13 protein-coding genes are annotated in these 15,824 nt (G+C 72.0%); 8 read left to right on the top strand and 5 right to left on the bottom strand.

All coding sequences use genetic code 11. The features are described 5' to 3' along the window. The first annotated feature begins 42 nt into the window (after positions 1 to 42). From ASF78_RS11770 to uca, 3 genes are read left to right on the top strand one after another with little or no spacing between them, the layout of a single operon-like run. The gene (locus ASF78_RS11770) at positions 43 to 888 is read left to right on the top strand and encodes an urea amidolyase associated protein UAAP1 (protein ID WP_056589263.1); all 846 of its coding nucleotides are present in this window, start codon (positions 43 to 45) and stop codon (positions 886 to 888) included. Next, positions 885 to 1,490: an urea amidolyase associated protein UAAP2 gene (locus ASF78_RS11765; protein WP_056589260.1), complete on the top strand. Its 606-nt coding sequence runs from the start codon at positions 885 to 887 to the stop codon at positions 1,488 to 1,490. Before ASF78_RS11770 ends, ASF78_RS11765 begins: the two co-directional genes overlap by 4 nt. Beyond that, positions 1,487 to 5,071, top strand: a complete 3,585-nt coding sequence (uca, locus tag ASF78_RS11760) for an urea carboxylase (protein ID WP_056589257.1) — start codon at positions 1,487 to 1,489, stop codon at positions 5,069 to 5,071. Before ASF78_RS11765 ends, uca begins: the two co-directional genes overlap by 4 nt. Here uca and ASF78_RS11755 read toward each other — a convergent pair whose 3' ends face one another. Genes ASF78_RS11755 through ASF78_RS11745 form a run of 3 tightly spaced genes read right to left on the bottom strand, consistent with a single transcriptional unit; the run spans position 5,072 to position 6,664 of the window. Next, positions 5,072 to 5,419 (bottom strand): type II toxin-antitoxin system PemK/MazF family toxin, encoded by a 348-nt coding sequence (locus tag ASF78_RS11755; protein ID WP_056589254.1) that lies wholly within the window; start codon positions 5,417 to 5,419, stop codon positions 5,072 to 5,074. It lies immediately after the preceding gene. Beyond that, positions 5,416 to 5,634 (bottom strand): ribbon-helix-helix domain-containing protein, encoded by a 219-nt coding sequence (locus ASF78_RS11750; protein ID WP_056589251.1) that lies wholly within the window; start codon positions 5,632 to 5,634, stop codon positions 5,416 to 5,418. The genes ASF78_RS11755 and ASF78_RS11750 overlap by 4 nt, the downstream gene beginning before the upstream one ends. Before the next feature lie 34 nt (positions 5,635 to 5,668). After that, the gene (locus ASF78_RS11745) at positions 5,669 to 6,664 is read right to left on the bottom strand and encodes a sugar-binding transcriptional regulator (protein ID WP_056589248.1); all 996 of its coding nucleotides are present in this window, start codon (positions 6,662 to 6,664) and stop codon (positions 5,669 to 5,671) included. 146 nt (positions 6,665 to 6,810) lie between these two features. On the opposite strand from ASF78_RS11745, the gene ASF78_RS11740 reads away from it, so the two are divergent. The 3 genes from ASF78_RS11740 to glpK all read left to right on the top strand — a co-directional run bounded on the left by ASF78_RS11740 (position 6,811) and on the right by glpK (position 11,035). Then, positions 6,811 to 8,619 carry a glycerol-3-phosphate dehydrogenase/oxidase gene (locus ASF78_RS11740; RefSeq protein ID WP_056589245.1) on the top strand — a complete coding sequence of 603 codons (1,809 nt, stop codon included), beginning with the start codon at positions 6,811 to 6,813 and terminating at the stop codon, positions 8,617 to 8,619. A 113-nt stretch (positions 8,620 to 8,732) separates the two neighbouring features. Further along, a complete protein-coding gene (locus tag ASF78_RS11735) occupies positions 8,733 to 9,419 on the top strand; it encodes an MIP/aquaporin family protein (RefSeq protein ID WP_369816324.1) in 687 nt (228 codons plus the stop codon). 92 nt (positions 9,420 to 9,511) lie between these two features. Next, on the top strand, positions 9,512 to 11,035 hold the full coding sequence (gene glpK / locus ASF78_RS11730; protein ID WP_056589240.1) for a glycerol kinase GlpK: 1,524 nt from the start codon (positions 9,512 to 9,514) through the stop codon (positions 11,033 to 11,035). 58 nt (positions 11,036 to 11,093) lie between these two features. Here glpK and ASF78_RS11725 read toward each other — a convergent pair whose 3' ends face one another. Continuing rightward, on the bottom strand, positions 11,094 to 13,394 hold the full coding sequence (locus tag ASF78_RS11725; RefSeq protein WP_082495085.1) for an MMPL family transporter: 2,301 nt from the start codon (positions 13,392 to 13,394) through the stop codon (positions 11,094 to 11,096). A gap of 71 nt (positions 13,395 to 13,465) precedes the next feature. Here ASF78_RS11725 and ASF78_RS11720 point away from each other — a divergent pair, with 71 nt between their 5' ends. After that, positions 13,466 to 14,062 carry a TetR/AcrR family transcriptional regulator gene (locus tag ASF78_RS11720; RefSeq protein ID WP_162243355.1) on the top strand — a complete coding sequence of 199 codons (597 nt, stop codon included), beginning with the start codon at positions 13,466 to 13,468 and terminating at the stop codon, positions 14,060 to 14,062. A 48-nt stretch (positions 14,063 to 14,110) separates the two neighbouring features. Here ASF78_RS11720 and ASF78_RS11715 read toward each other — a convergent pair whose 3' ends face one another. Continuing rightward, complete coding sequence (locus tag ASF78_RS11715; protein WP_056589233.1) at positions 14,111 to 14,866, bottom strand: SDR family NAD(P)-dependent oxidoreductase; 756 nt, start codon at positions 14,864 to 14,866, stop codon at positions 14,111 to 14,113. Between the two features lie 125 nt (positions 14,867 to 14,991). Between ASF78_RS11715 and ASF78_RS11710 the strand changes: the two genes are divergently transcribed. Then, positions 14,992 to 15,783, top strand: a complete 792-nt coding sequence (locus ASF78_RS11710) for an exodeoxyribonuclease III (RefSeq protein WP_056589231.1) — start codon at positions 14,992 to 14,994, stop codon at positions 15,781 to 15,783. The last annotated feature ends 41 nt before the right edge of the window (positions 15,784 to 15,824 follow it).

Below are 15,824 nucleotides of genomic sequence, written 5' to 3'. Positions count from 1 at the left end.
GCGTGAGGCTGTTTCTGTCAGTCGACAGAAATCGAGGACGCGATGACCGCCACCACCACCGGGACCACCGCCGGCGCCCGTGAGCACGCCCGGGCGCAGGAGGCCGACGCCGTCGGCACGGTCGCCACGATGCCGACGCGACCCGCCCGGTCGTTCCCCACGCCGCCGAGCGAGGTCGACCCGGCCACGCTCGTGCACGCTGAGGTCGTCGCGGGCGGCGGCTACACGCACCTCGCGGTCGCTCGCGGGACGCACGTCCGGCTGACCGACCTGGCGGGCGACGCCTGCGCGCACCTGCTGGCCTACCGCCTGGACCGCCCGTGGGAGCGGCTGAACGTGGCGGACACGGTCAAGGTCCAGTGGCAGGTCTACCTGACGGCAGGGCACCTGCTGCTCAGCGACCAGGGGCGGGTGCTCGCGAGCATCGTCGGCGACACGTCCGGCCGGCAGGACGCGCTGTACGGGACGACGACCCGGGCCCGCAACGACGAACGCTACGGCGACGGCAGCGCGCAGGGTCCGACGCCCGCCGGCCGCGAGCTGTTCGCGCTCGCGGCGGCCAAGCACGACCTGGGCCGACGCGACCTCCCGCCGAGCATCTCGTTCTTCCAGGGCGTCCGGATCGACGACGACGGCCGCCCGGTGTTCGAGGGATCCGCCGGACCGGGCACCGCGGTCACGCTGCGCGCCGAGGTGCCGCTGCTGCTGCTCGTCGCCAACACCGCGCACCCTCTCGACCCGCGCGAGTTCGTGAGCACGCCGCTGGAGGTGCTGGCCTGGACGGGCTCCCCGACGACGGACACCGACCCGCTCTGGAGCGCCACACCCGAGGGCCGCCGCGCCTTCGTCAACACCCACGACGACCTGACCGCACGGGGGATCGCATGACCGAGACACTGCTCGACGACGTCGTCCCTGCCCGAGCCCCCTGGTCCGCCGTGGTGCGCGCGGGCGACGTCCTCACGATCGTCGACCTCGGCGGCAACCAGGCCGTCGACTTCCTGGTGTTCGACGCCGCCGACACCACCCTGCGCTACAGCGCGCCCGACACGATCCAGGGCCAGGACTCCGTGTTCCTGACCACCGGCTCGATCCTGCGCGACTGCGAGTACGGACCGCTGATGACGGTGGTCGCCGACGAGGTCGGCCGGCACGACACCCTCGGCGGCGCGTGCTCGAAGGAGTCGAACACCCTCCGCTACGGCCACCACACCTGGGCACAGCACGCGTGCGCGGAGAACTTCCTCGCCGAGGGCGGGCGGTACGGCCTGGGCAAGCGTGACCTGGTGTCCAACATCAACTGGTACATGAACGTGCCGGTCGACCCGGACGGAGCCCTCGGCATCGTCGACGGGATCTCCGCACCGGGCCTGTCGGTCTCCCTGCGCGCCGAGCGCGACGTGCTGGTGGTGGTCAGCAACTGCCCGCAGATCAACAACCCGTGCAACGGCTTCGACCCGACGCCGGTGCGCATGGTGGTCTCCCGATGAGCGGCTTCGACACGCTCCTCGTCGCCAACCGCGGCGAGATCGCCGTCCGGATCCTGCGCACCGCGCGCGACCTGGGCCTGCGTACGGTCGCGGTCTACTCCGACGCGGACGCGGGCGCGGCCCACGTGCACCTCGCCGACACCGCGGTCCGCCTCGGACCTGCCCCGGCGGCGCAGTCGTACCTGCGCAGCGACCTGATCCTCGACGCCGCGCTCGCGCAGGGTGCGGGCGCGATCCACCCGGGCTACGGCTTCCTGTCCGAGAACGCGCAGTTCGCCCGCGCGGCGGAGGCGGCTGGCATCGCGTTCGTCGGCCCGACGCCGGTGCAGCTGGAGCTGTTCGGGTCGAAGCACACGGCGCGCGACGCGGCCCGGGCGGTCGACATGCCGATGCTCGCGGGCACGGGCCTGCTGGAGACCCTCGACGAGGCGGTCGCGGCAGCCGACTCGATCGGCTACCCGGTCATGCTCAAGGCGACGGCGGGCGGCGGCGGCATCGGCATGCGAGCGTGCGCGTCGTCCGACGACCTCAGGGAAGCCTGGGAGGCAGTGCGCCGGACCGCGGGCGCCGCGTTCGGCACGGCCGGGGTCTACCTCGAGCGGCTCATCACTGCAGCACGGCACGTCGAGGTGCAGGTGTTCGGCGACGGGCTGGGCCGCGTGGTCACGCTCGGCGACCGCGACTGCTCGCTGCAGCGCCGGCACCAGAAGGTGGTGGAGGAGGCACCCGCGCCCGGGCTTCCCGACGAGGTCCGTGCGCTGATCGGGGCGTCCGCCCGCACGCTCGCGGAGTCGGTCGACTACCGGTCCGCGGGCACGGTCGAGTTCGTCTACGACGCCGAGCGCGAGGAGGCCGCGTTCCTGGAGGTCAACACGCGGCTGCAGGTCGAGCACCCGGTCACCGAGGCGGTGTTCGGCGTGGACCTCGTCGCGTGGATGATCCGGCTCGCGCAGGGCGACACGTCCGTCGTCGACACGGTCCTGGAACCGCGCGGCGCCGCCGTCGAGGCGCGCGTCTACGCGGAGAACCCGGACCGCGACCACCTCCCGAGCGCGGGCACGATCACCGCGTTCGCGTTCCCGTCGGACGCCCGTGTCGACACCTGGATCGCACCGGGCAGCGAGGTCTCCACCCACTACGACCCGCTGCTGGCCAAGGTGGTCACGGCGGGCGTGGACCGGGCGGCCGCCTGGGACGCGCTGGGCGACGCGCTCGCGGGCACCCGGCTGACGGGCATCGCGACGAACCTCGGCCTGCTCCGCACGATCGTGCACGCACCCGAGGTCGCGTCCGCGCTGCACCACACCGGCACGCTCGCGCACCTGCACGACGAGACCCCGCGCATCGAGGTCGTCCGCCCGGGGATGCTCACGACGGTCCAGGACTGGCCCGGCCGGACAGGCCTGTGGCACGTCGGCATCCCGCCGTCGGGACCGATGGACGACCTGTCGTTCCGGCTGGGCAACACCGCGCTCGGCAACCCCGAGGGCGCCCCGGGCCTGGAGTGCACGATGGCCGGTCCGGAGCTCCGGTTCGTCACAGGTGCGACGGTCATGGTGACCGGTGCCCCGGCGACGGTCGCGCTCGACGACGCCCCTGTGCCGCAGTGGGAGCCGGTCGAGATCCCGCCCGGCGGCGTGCTCGCCATCGGCGCCCCGGCCGTCGGCATGCGCACGTACCTGCTGGTCAGGGGCGGTCTGGACGTCCCACAGGTGCTCGGGTCGGCGGCGACCTTCGACCTCGGTCGGATCGGCGGCACGACGGGCGTCCCGCTGCGGCTGGGCGACCAGCTCGCGATCGGCACCGCGTCGGGGACCGCACGACCCGTCCCGGAGACGGACCGCCCTCTCATCACCAGCGACTGGCGGGTCGGTGCGCTCGAAGGCCCCCACGCCGCACCGGAGTTCTTCACGCCGGGCGACGTCGCCGAGTTCTACGCGACCACCTGGGCGGTCCACTTCAACTCGGCGCGCACGGGGGTCCGGCTCGTCGGACCCAAGCCCACGTGGGCGCGTCCCGACGGCGGCGAGGCGGGCCTGCACCCGTCGAACATCCACGACACCCCGTACGCGGTCGGGGCGGTGGACTACACGGGCGACCTGCCGATCCTGCTCGGTCCGGACGGCCCGTCGCTCGGCGGGTTCACGTGCCCGGCGACGGTCGCGCTCGGCCAGCTGTGGAAGCTCGGCCAGCTCCGGCCTGGCGACACCGTGCAGTTCGTGCCGGTCGACGAGGCCGAGGCGGACGCGCTGCGCACCCGCCCACAACGGGCGCCCCGCGCGACCCGTGCAGCGCACGACGACGGCGGCATCCTCGCGCGCAAGGACAGCGACACCGAAGTCACCTACCGCCGCAGCGGCGACGACAACCTGCTGGTCGAGTACGGCGCCATGACCCTCGACCTGGCGTCCCGGATGCGTGTGCACGCCCTCGCGCAGGAGGTCCAGCAGCGGGTCGACCACGACGGTCTGCGCGGTGTCGTCGACCTCACGCCCGGCATCCGCTCGCTCCAGCTGCACATCGACCCGGACCGGCTCCCCCTGCGCACGGCCCTCGACCTGGTCCGTGAGATCGAGGACGCGCTGCCGGCCACCACGGACCTCGTCGTGCCGAGCCGGACGGTGCACCTGCCGCTGAGCTGGGACGACCCGGCCACGCGCGAGGCCATCGAGCGCTACATGGCCGGTGTCCGCGACGACGCCCCCTGGTGCCCGTGGAACATCGAGTTCATCCGCCGGATCAACGGCCTGCCCTCCGTCGACGACGTCTACCGCACGGTGTTCGACGCGTCCTACCTGGTCATGGGCCTGGGCGACGTGTACCTGGGCGCCCCGGTGGCCACGCCGCTGGACCCGCGCCATCGCCTGGTCACCACGAAGTACAACCCCGCCCGCACGTGGACCCCGCAGAACGCGGTCGGCATCGGCGGCGCATACCTGTGCATCTACGGCATGGAGGGCCCTGGCGGCTACCAGTTCGTCGGGCGCACCATCCAGGTCTGGGACACGCACGCGCGGCACCGGCCGTTCGAGCCCGGCACCCCGTGGCTGCTCCGGTTCTTCGACCGGATCTCCTGGTACCCCGTGGGCGCCGACGAGCTGCTGGACATGCGTGGCGACATGGCCGCGGGGCGTCTCGACGTGGCCATCGAGCCGGGGACGTTCTCGATCGCGGAGCACCAGCGGTTCCTGGCCGAGAACGCCCCGTCCATCGAGGCGTTCCGCGCGCAGCAGGCCGGCGCGTTCGGCACCGAGCGGGACGCGTGGGCGGCGGCCGGCGAGTTCGACCGTGTGGTCGAGCCCGACGCACCGGCGCCGGCGGTCGACACGGAGGTCCCGGACGGGTGCGAGGGCGTCGAGGCGCCGTTCGTCGCGACCGTCTTCCGGGTCGACGTGCGGCCCGGCGACGTGGTCGAGCGCGGCCAGCAGCTGCTCGCCCTGGAGGCGATGAAGATGGAGGCTCCGGTGGTCGCGACGGTCGGCGGTCGGGTGGTCGACATCGTCGTGACCCCGGGCGACCAGGTGGGACCGGGCCAGGTGCTGGTGATCGTCGAGCCTGCGGCGATCACGGCTGCGGCGTGATCAGAGGCTCAGATGGAGGCGGAGCGCGTCGTCGAGGGCGCGCATCGTCGGTCCCGGGAGGCGCCCGACCTGGCGCACGAACCTGCGGACGTCGATGCTGCGCACCTGCTCGGCCTGTGCCTTCGAGTCCCGGTCGAGGCCGCTGACGTCGGCTCCGACGAGCACCTGGAAGTCGAGCACCCGGTCTGTGTTGGTCGTGAGCAGTACGACCGTCACGACGCCGTGGCCGTTCGCGAAGGCTCTGCTCGCCGACGCGGTGTGCCCGACGATCACCGCCGGGCGGACCTTGTTCGACTCCGCCCCTCGCGCCGGCTCGAGGTCGACGAGCCAGACCTCTCCGCGGCTCACCGAGCGCCGTCGCCGGCGACGGCATCCCAGAGGTCGCTGTCCGCGGACTGGTCCCACTCCGCGAACGCGAGCTCGTACTGGTCGCTCAGCTCACGCTCTCGCAGGAGCTGCAGCGCCTCGCGGAGGGCAGAGGAACGCGTCGATCCCGCATGGGTGCGCACGTAGTCGTCCAGCAGGTGGACATCGTTGTCGGACAGGCTCACACTCAGCTTCACACCCGCGATGCTACTCGCGGTGGCACCGTCGAGGCTACCCCGAGACCCGTGCGCGCACGCGCCGCGGGTGGGGCGGCTCGGCTGCGTCGAGCAGGCCGGTGGCCGTGATCTCGTCGACGACGAGGTCCGTCACCACCCCGGCGCGCAGTGCGGCGAGCAGCGGGGCGACCTTGTTGTCCCCGGCCACCACGCAGACCCGTCGCGGGACGCGCTGCAGCTCGACGGGCGTCGGGCCCGTGGCCCGTTCGTTCAGGTGCACGTCCTGCCAGGACCCGTCGGCGCGCAGGAAGACGGTGCAGACGTCGCCGACGACGCCCTCGTCGTGCAGGTTCTTCACGTCGGAGTCGTCGAGGTAGCCCGCCGAGTAGACGTGCGACGGCACCGCCCCCGCGACGGCACCGACGGAGAACACCGCGATGTCCGCGCGGCGCTGCATGTCGAGCACGCGGCGGACCGAGCGCTCGCGCCACATGGCGGCCTTCGTGTCGGGGTAGTCGAAGAACGCGGGCACGGAGAAGTGGTGCACGGCCGCGGCGAACGCGGTGCCGAACGTCGAGATCAGGTCGCTGGCGTACTCGATCCCGCTGGTGCGCATGTTCGCCGCACCGTTGAGCTGGACCACCGCCGAGCCGCGCGTCGGCTTGGGCGCCAGGTACCGGGACACGGACGCGAGCGTCGTGCCCCACGCGACGCCGAGCACCATGTCGGAGTCGAACCACGAGGACAGGAGCCTGGCCGCGGTGATCGACACCTGGTCGAGACGCTCGATGTGGCTGGCGGAGTCGGGCACCGGGACGACGTACGTGTCGATGCCGAACGCCGCGGCGATCGTGCGACCGAGCCCGGGTGCACGCGTGCTCGCCGGCCGGAGCGTGATCTCGACCAGCCCGGACTGCCGCGCGCGCTTGATGAGCCGCGAGACGGTCGAGCGGGAGGTGCCCAGGTGCCGCGCGATGACCTCCATCTTGATGTCCTGGAGGTAGTACATCGACGCCGCCCGCAGCACGTCCTGCTCCCGTTCGATGTACATCGGGACCCCCTCCGGTCCGCGGTCGACCTTTGCACGTTTGTGCAGCCCGGTTGCGCGTTCGTTCGCCTGGTGACGACGATAGCGAGCAAGCCCGCACCGGGCGAGCCGGACAAAGCGCGACAACGGAACCACCGGGGGTACGACGGATGAGGACGGCGCCGCTGACGGCCCAGGCACGACAGGACGCACTCGACGCCATGCGCGGGAGTGCTGAACGCGGGAACGAGCTCGACGTCCTCGTCATCGGTGGCGGTGTCACCGGCGCCGGGATCGCGCTCGACGCGGTGAGCCGAGGACTGTCCACGGCGGTCGTCGAGGCGCAGGACTGGGCGTCCGGCACGTCGAGCCGGTCCAGCAAGCTGGTGCACGGCGGGCTGCGCTACCTCCAGATGCTCGACTTCCACCTCGTCCGCGAGGCCCTCACCGAACGCGACCTGCTGATCAACCGGCTGGCACCGCACCTGGTCAAGCCGGTCAGCTTCCTCTACCCGCTGGAGAACCGGATCTGGGAACGGGCCTACGTCGGGGCGGGCGTCGCCCTGTACGACACGCTCGCGTCGGTCACCGGGTCGAGGCGCGCGCTCCCCATCCACCGGCACCTGACCCGCAAGGGCATGGAGCGCCTGTTCCCCGACCTGCGGCACGACGCCGCGATCGGCGCGGTCCGGTACTGGGACGCGAGCGTCGACGACGCCCGCCTCGTCGAGACGATCATCCGCACCGCCGTCAGCTACGGCGCGCACGCCGCGTCCCGCACCCAGGTGGCAGACCTGCAGACCACGACCGGTGGGGCCGTCACCGGCGCCGAGGTCGTGGACCTGGAGACCGGCGAGCACATCGACGTCCGGGCGCGCGCCGTCATCAACGCGACCGGTGTGTGGACCGAGCAGACCGAGTCGCTCGCGGGGGCCGAGGGCGGGCTGCACGTGCTGGCCAGCAAGGGCGTGCACATCGTCGTGCCGCGCAGCCGCATCTCCGGCGACACCGGGCTGATCCTGCAGACCGAGAAGTCGGTCCTGTTCATCATCCCGTGGTCGAGGTACTGGGTGATCGGCACCACGGACACGCCGTGGGAGCAGGAGCTGGTGCACCCCGTCGCGACGAGCGCGGACATCGACTACGTCATCGAGCACGCCAACGCGGTGCTGTCCCGGCCGATCACCCGCGAGGACATCATCGGCAGCTGGGCGGGACTGCGTCCGCTGCTCCAGCCGCAGGTCAAGGCCGGCACCAGCTCCGCGAAGGTGTCGCGCGAGCACACGGTCGCCTCCCCCGCACCGGGCCTGACGGTCATCGCGGGCGGCAAGCTCACCACCTACCGCGTGATGGCCAAGGACGCGGTCGACTTCGCCATCGGCAGCCGCGCCACCAGCCTGCCGTCCATCACGCACGACCTGCCGCTGGTCGGCGCCGAAGGTCTCCAGGTGTTCCAGCGCCAGGCCCGGGCGATCAGCCAGAAGTACGGCTGGACGCGGCCGCGCATGGACCACCTGCTGCACCGGTACGGGTCGCTGCTGGGCGAGCTCATCGACCTCGTCGACGCCGACCCGGCGCTCGCCGAGCCGCTGAAGAACGCCGACGCCTACATCGGTGCCGAGATCGTCTACGCCGCCAGCCACGAGGGCGCGCTGCACCTCGACGACGTGCTGATGAGCCGCACGCGGCTCAACTACGAGCAGGCCGACAAGGGTGTGGGTGCCCTCGAGGAGATCGCCGACCTCGTCGCCCCCGTGCTCGGCTGGGACGCGCACACGCGCAGCACGGAGATCGAGGCGTACCGCGCCCGGGCCGAGGCCGAGGACGCCGCGGCGCAGGAGCTCGACGACGTGGAGGCGGTCAAGGTCAGGCTGCGTGCCGCCGACGTGTCACCGATGCTCGGCGACACGACTGCCGCTGCCGGCACCAAGCCGGGATCACCCGCGGGGAAGGGGTCGTCCGGACCCGTCGGGACCTGAGAACTCCCCGCGGCCATCCGCGGGGCGCACGTGACAACGATGTCCGTCAGAAAGGGTCGACAGTGGACTACACAATAGGTGACGCCTTCATCTCTGAGTTGATGGGCACCGGCATGCTGATCCTGCTCGGCGCCGGTGTGGTCGCGAACGTCATCTTGCCGAAGAACAAGGGCTTCGACGGCGGCTGGCTCCTCATCAACTTCGGATGGGGCCTCGCGGTCTTCTCGGGTGTGTACGTCGCGTACAAGTCGGGGGCACACCTCAACCCCGCGGTGACGATCGGCATCTGGACGAGCGGTGCGGAGGAGTTCGCCGCGGGCATCCCCGTGACCGCAGCGAACGGGTTCCTCTACGTGACCGCACAGATGGCCGGTGCCGCGATAGGTGCCGGTCTCGCGTTCCTCGCCTACAAGAAGCACTTCGACGAGGACGCCGACCCGGGCACCAAGCTCGCCGTCTTCTCCACCGGCCCCGCCATCCGCTCCTACGGGTGGAACTTCATCACCGAGGCCATCGCCACCTTCGTCCTCGTCTTCGTCATCCTCGCGTTCGCGAAGACCCCCGCCGAGCTCGGGGCGATCCCCGTGGCTCTCCTCGTGATCGGCATCGGCGCCAGCCTCGGTGGCCCCACCGGCTACGCCATCAACCCGGCACGTGACCTCGGTCCGCGCATCGCGCACGCCCTCCTGCCCATCCGGGGCAAGGGCTCGAGCGACTGGGCGTACTCCTGGGTGCCGGTCCTCGGCCCCCTCGTCGGCGGTGCGATCGCCGGCCTCGCGGCTTCCGTCTACATCGTCTGACGCCACAGCACAGCCGTCCCCGTCCGGGCGGCGCTCCACACCCCCCGCGAGCGCCGTCCGGGCCACCCGAACCACCCGGAGGAATCTTCACCATGCCCGACACCAAGTACGTCCTTGCCATCGACCAGGGCACCACGAGCTCCCGCGCGATCGTCTTCGACCACTCCGGACACATCGTGGAGTCCGGCCAGATCGAGCACGAGCAGATCTTCCCGCGCGCCGGCTGGGTCGAGCACGACGCCGAGGAGATCTGGAAGAACGTCCGTGAGGTGGTCGGCCTCGCGCTGACCCGAGCCAACCTCACCTACCGGGACCTCGCCGCGGTCGGCATCACCAACCAGCGCGAGACGGCGGTCGTCTGGGACCGGACCACCGGCAAGCCGGTCTACAACGCGATCGTCTGGCAGGACACGCGCACCCAGAAGATCGCCGACGAGCTGGGGGCGCTCGGCGGCGGTGCGGACCGGTACAAGGCGAAGGTCGGCCTGCCGCTGGCCACGTACTTCTCCGGCCCGAAGGTCAAGTGGATCCTCGACAACGTCGAGGGCGCCCGGGCCAAGGCGGAGGCCGGTGACCTGGCGTTCGGCAACACCGACTCCTGGGTCCTGTGGAACATGACCGGCGGGGTCGACGGTGGCGTGCACGTCACCGACCCGACCAACGCGTCGCGCACCATGCTGATGAACCTCGACACGCTCACGTGGAACGAGGAGATCGCCGCTGACATGGGCATCCCGCTGTCGATGCTGCCGGAGATCCGGTCGTCGTCCGAGGTGTACGGGAAGGGCCGCGAGGGCGGCATGGTCCCGGGCGTCCCGATCGCGGGCATCCTCGGCGACCAGCAGGCGGCCACGTTCGGGCAGGCCTGCTTCGAGGTGGGCCACGCCAAGAACACGTACGGCACCGGCAACTTCATGCTCATCAACACGGGCACGTCGCCGGTCCCGTCGAAGAACGGTCTGCTGACGACGGTCTGCTACAAGATCGGCGACCAGCCGACCGTGTACGCGCTCGAGGGCTCGATCGCCGTGAGCGGCTCGCTCGTCCAGTGGCTGCGCGACAACCTCGGCATCATCTCGTCGGCACCCGAGATCGAGGACCTGGCCAAGACCGTCGACGACAACGGCGGCGCCTACTTCGTGCCGGCGTTCTCGGGTCTGTTCGCGCCGTACTGGCGGTCCGACGCCCGCGGCGCGCTCGTCGGCCTGACCCGGTTCGTCAACAAGGGGCACATCGCCCGGGCTGCGCTCGAGGCGACGGCGTTCCAGACCCGTGAGGTCCTGGAGGCCATGAACGCCGACTCGGGCGTCGACCTGACCGAGCTGAAGGTCGACGGCGGCATGATCGCCAACGAGACGCTCATGCAGTTCCAGGCCGACATCCTCGGCGTCACCGTCATCCGCCCGCAGGTCGCGGAGACCACCGCCCTCGGTGCGGCCTACGCGGCCGGGATCGCCGTCGGGTTCTGGAACGGCGAGCAGGACGTCATCGACAACTGGGCCGAGGACAAGCGGTGGGAGCCGCAGATGGCCGACGACGAGCGCGACCGGCAGTACCGGCTCTGGAAGAAGGCCGTCACCAAGACCTTCGACTGGGTCGACGACGACGTGGTCTGACCGTCTGAGCGGAGGCTGGGCGGAGGCCGGGGTGCGACGAGGCACCCCGGCCTTCGTCCTACCCGGGCGGGTCGGTCGGCGCCGCGTGCGTGCCGTGCGTCGCGTGGGTGTGGGCGACGGCGGGCACCTCGTCGACGGGTCCCGGAGCGGCGTGCGAGCCCGCGCGCTCCAGCGCCGCACCCTCGATGTCCACGTTGGGGATGACCTTGTCGAGCCAGCGCGGGATCCACCAGGCGGACCTCCCGAGCAGGGCCATCGCCGCCGGGATCATGGTCATGCGGACCACGAGCGCGTCGAACACGATCCCGATGGCCAACGCGAACGCGATCGGGCCGATCTGGGCCGATCCGCTGAACACGAAGCTCGAGAACACCGAGATCATGATCAGTGCAGCGGCCAGCACCACGCGGGCACCGTGGGCGAACCCGATGCGGACCGACGGGACCGGCTCGGCGCCGTGCACGTGCTCCTCACGCATCCGGGAGACCAGGAACACCTGGTAGTCCATCGCGAGCCCGAACAGCACACCGACCAGCAGGATCGGCAGGAAGCTGAGCAGCGGGCCGGTGGAGTCGACGTTGAACGCGGGAGCCAGCCAGCCCCACTGGAAAACGGCGGTCGTCGCACCGAACGAGGCGGCGATCGTCAGCAGGAATCCCAGCACCGCGGTCACCGGCACCAGCAGCGACCGGAACGCGACCATCAGCAGGACGATCGCGAGCCCGACGACGATGAGCAGGAAGAGCGGGAACGCGTCCGCGAGCTTCTCGGTGATGTCGATGTTCGCCGCGGCGGCGCCGGTCACCCACAGCTGCGTGCCGGTCGAGGTCTCGATGTCCGGGCGGGCGTCACGGATCGCGTGCACCAGGTCGGCGGTCTCCTCGGAGTCCGGGGCGCCCGTCGGGATGACGACGACGAGAGCAGCCTCGGCCCCCTCGGCCGCGCCGGGCGCCGCGATCGGAGCCGCGTAGGCGACGTCGGGCAGGGCCGAGACGGACCCGACGACCTCCTCGACGGCACCGGCCAGGGCCGACGGGTCGTCGGCGGCGTCGACCAGGACCACGAGCGGGCCGTTGAAGCCGGGGCCGAAGCCGTCGGCGAGCATCTCGTAGGCGGCGCGGTCGCCCGAGCCCTCCGGCTCACGACCGGCGTTCGGCAGGCCGAGTCGCATGCTCAGCGCGGGCACCGCGATCGTGAGCAGCACGGCCGCCGCGACGAGCAGCGTGATGACGGGGTGCGACGTGGTGAAGACGCCCCACCGGTTCTGCGCGGTGCGCGACTTCTCGGCCTGCCGGGCGGCGCGACCGCGCGGGCGCAGACGCTCCCCGGCGAAGCCCATCATCGCGGGCAGCAGGGTGATGGCCACGAGGACGGCGATGACGACCGTGGCCGCCGCGGCCAGACCCATCGCCGACAGGAACGGGATGCCCGTCACGGTCAGGGCGGCGAGCGCGATGACGACGGTGGTCCCGGCGAACACGACCGCGCTGCCCGCCGTGCCCACCGCATGACCGGCCGACGCCTCCGGCGCCATCCCGTCGGCCAGCTGCTGGCGATGCCGGGACAGCAGGAACAGGGCGTAGTCGATGCCGACCGCGAGGCCGAGCATGAGCGCGAGCGTCAGCGTCGAGGAGGAGATGTCCGCGATCCCCGACAGCGACAGCACGCCCGCGACCCCGATGCCGACGCCGAGCAGCGCGGTGAGGATCGGCATGCCCGCCGCGAGGAGCGACCCGAAGGTCACGACGAGCACGATCAGCGCGACGACCAGCCCGATCGCCTCCATCGGCCCCGCGAGCTCGAGCGGGTGGGTGAACGGACCGCCGGCCAGCGCGACCTCGTACCCGTCGCCCTCGAGGCTCGCCGCGGCGTCCTCGAGGGCGGTCGTGGTGGCGTCGGGGATGTCGTCGACACCCACGCCGAACGACACGTCGACGTACATGACGCTGCCGTCCGGGGCGACCGCCTGGGCGGTCACGGGGTCGGAGACCGCGACGACGTCCTCCGCGCTCGAGACCGGCGCGAGCGCGGTCAGCACGTCCGGGATCCCGGTCCCGGTGAGGAACGACTCGCCCTCGGGAGCCGCGACGACGACCCGCGCGCTCGAGGTGTCACCACCCTGCTGGGCGGACATGCTGCTGTCCGAGCCGACGTCGGCGGCCTGGTCACCCAGCCGCTCCGCGACGAGCTCCTGGGCCCGCTGGGACTCGGTCCCGGGGATCGAGAACGAGTCCGAGATGTTCAGCCCCGACGCGACGGCCCCGAACGCGGCCGCGGCGAGCACCAGCAGCCACGCGACGAGCACGATCCAGCGGTGGCGGAAGCTTCCCCGGCCCAGACGGTCCAGCACGCGTGCCATGTTCACTCCTTGGTCGACGGTGCAGGATACCCGACAGGTGTCGGTTACTGGTCGGTGGCATCATGGGCCGGGTGACGATCCAGGACGAAGGCGCCCGGGTGGACCCGCGAGTGCTGCGTACGCGGCGGCTGCTCCAGGATGCCCTGCTCTCGCTCGCACGGGAACGCAGCCTCGATGAGATCTCGGTCGCCGACGTGGCCGACCGGGCCACGGTCAACCGCAGCACCTTCTACCAGCACTACCCCGACACCGACACGCTGCTGGCCGACGCCCTCGACGCGCAGGCCGCCCTCGTGGGCGCGGACCTCTCCCAGATCCACCCCGGTACAGGCTCCGAGGGCCCTCCCGACGTGCTGGTCCGGTACGCCACGCACGTCGCCGAGAACGTCGGCCTGTACCGCAGCGCGCTGGGCGAGCACGGGTCGCCCGTCGCCGTCACACGGCTGCGTCGGCGCATCAGCGGTCTCGCGCTCGAAGGCCTCGAGCTGCACGGCGCACCGCCGGCCCTGTCCGGGCTGCCCCTGCCGATCGCCGCGGCGGCGCTCGCAGGGTCGGTCATCGGCGTGCTCGTCGCCTGGCTGGAACGCGACCCGCTGCCCCCCGCGCAGGACGTGGCGACCTGGGCCTGGTCGGCAGTCAGCGGCTGGCCGACGGCGATCGACTCCTGACGCCGGGGCACGCCGACGTCCGCGGTGCGCGGGCGCCGGGGAGACGGGTCAGCTGTAGTGGGCTCCGCCGTTGACGTCGAGCACGGTGCCCGTCACGAACGCCGCCGCGTCGGACACCAGGTAGAGGACCGCGCCGGCGACGTCGTCGGGCGTGCCGGCCCGGCGCAGGGGGGACGCGACGACCGCGGCGCGCTGGGCGGGCTCCGGGGTGAGCGCCGCGTGCAGCGGGGTACCGCTGACGAAGCCCGGAGCCACCACGTTCACCGTGATCTGCCGCGGCCCCAGCTCCAGGGCCAGCGCCCGGGTGAACCCTTCGATCGCCGCCTTGGCCGTGGTGTACGCGACCATCCCCGTGCCACCGCCGCTGCGCGCCGCCTGGGCGCCGATCGTGACGATGCGCCCCCCGTCGGGCATGACCGCGAGCGCGGCGCGGCTGGCGTAGAACGCCGAGGACAGGTTCAGGTCGAGCACGCGGTGCCAGTGGGCGTCGTCCATCCCCGGCACCTTGCGCCGGTCGACCGGTCCGCCCGCGTTGTTGACGAGGATGTCGATACCACCGCCGAGCGCCGCCGCGGCGTCGGTGACGGCCTTGTCGACGTCCCAGCTGAGCCGGAGGTCCACCTGGAACGACGCTGCGACACGTCCCGTCTCCTTGATCGCGGTGACCACGTCGGTGGCGTCGTGCGACAGGTGCGTGACCGCGACGTCGGCCCCCGCCCGGGCCAGGGCGAGTGCCACGGCGCGGCCGATCCCCGAGGCGCCGCCGGTGACGAGCGCGCGCCTGCCGGTGAGCGCGTGCTCCACCTTGGTGCCTTCCTGTTGGACTTGTGTCCTGCACAGTAGGGGAGCGATTCGTCCCGCTCAACACCCGGATGTCCGAAAGGTCCGGTTCCCCGCGGCGTCGGTGGCGCCGGGTAGCGTCCTGCCCCATGCGTCTGGCCACCTGGAACATCAACTCGATCCGTGCACGAGCGGACCGCGCCCTCGCCTTCCTGGAGCGGACGGGCGTCGACGTCCTCGCCCTGCAGGAGACCAAGTGCAAGGACGACCAGTTCCCGCGGGAGGGGTTCGAGGCGCTCGGCTACGAGGTCGCGACGACCGGTTTCAGCCAGTGGAACGGCGTCGCGATCATCTCGAAGGTCGGCATCGAGGACGTCGAGGTCGGGTTCCCCGGCATGCCGACGTGGGGAGACCCGGCGGCCGCCGAGGCGCGGGCGCTTGGGGCGACGTGCGGCGGCGTGCGGGTGTGGAGCCTGTACGTGCCCAACGGCCGCGAGCTCGAGGACCCGCACTACGCGTACAAGCTCGACTGGCTGGGACGGCTGCGCGACGCGGCCCAGGGCTGGCTCGCCGACGACGCCGACGCGCAGGTGGCGCTGGTCGGCGACTGGAACATCGCACCGCTCGACACCGACGTCTGGGACATCGGCTGGTTCGCCGGCCGCACGCACGTGAGCCCGGCCGAGCGCGCCGCGTTCACCGCCATCGCCGACGCGGGCTACACCGAGGTCTCCCGCGTCCACCTCCCCGCCGAGCACACCTACACCTACTGGGACTACCAGCAGCTGCGGTTCCCCCGGAACGAGGGCATGCGCATCGACCTCACGTACGCGACGCCCGCCCTGGCCGCCCGGGTGACCGGCGCGAGCATCGAGCGCAACGAGCGCAAGGGCAAGGCGCCGTCCGACCACGTGCCGGTCGTGCTCGACATCGCGGGGTGATGTCTGTGGAAAGGGTCGTCCTCGCGGGTGCACCGTGGGCT

Source organism: Cellulomonas sp. Leaf334 (genome assembly GCF_001424195.1).
In the GTDB taxonomy this organism is placed as follows: domain Bacteria; phylum Actinomycetota; class Actinomycetes; order Actinomycetales; family Cellulomonadaceae; genus Cellulomonas.
The sequence above is the reverse complement of the archived record's forward strand: the minus strand, read 5'-3'. Positions and strand labels throughout refer to the sequence as shown.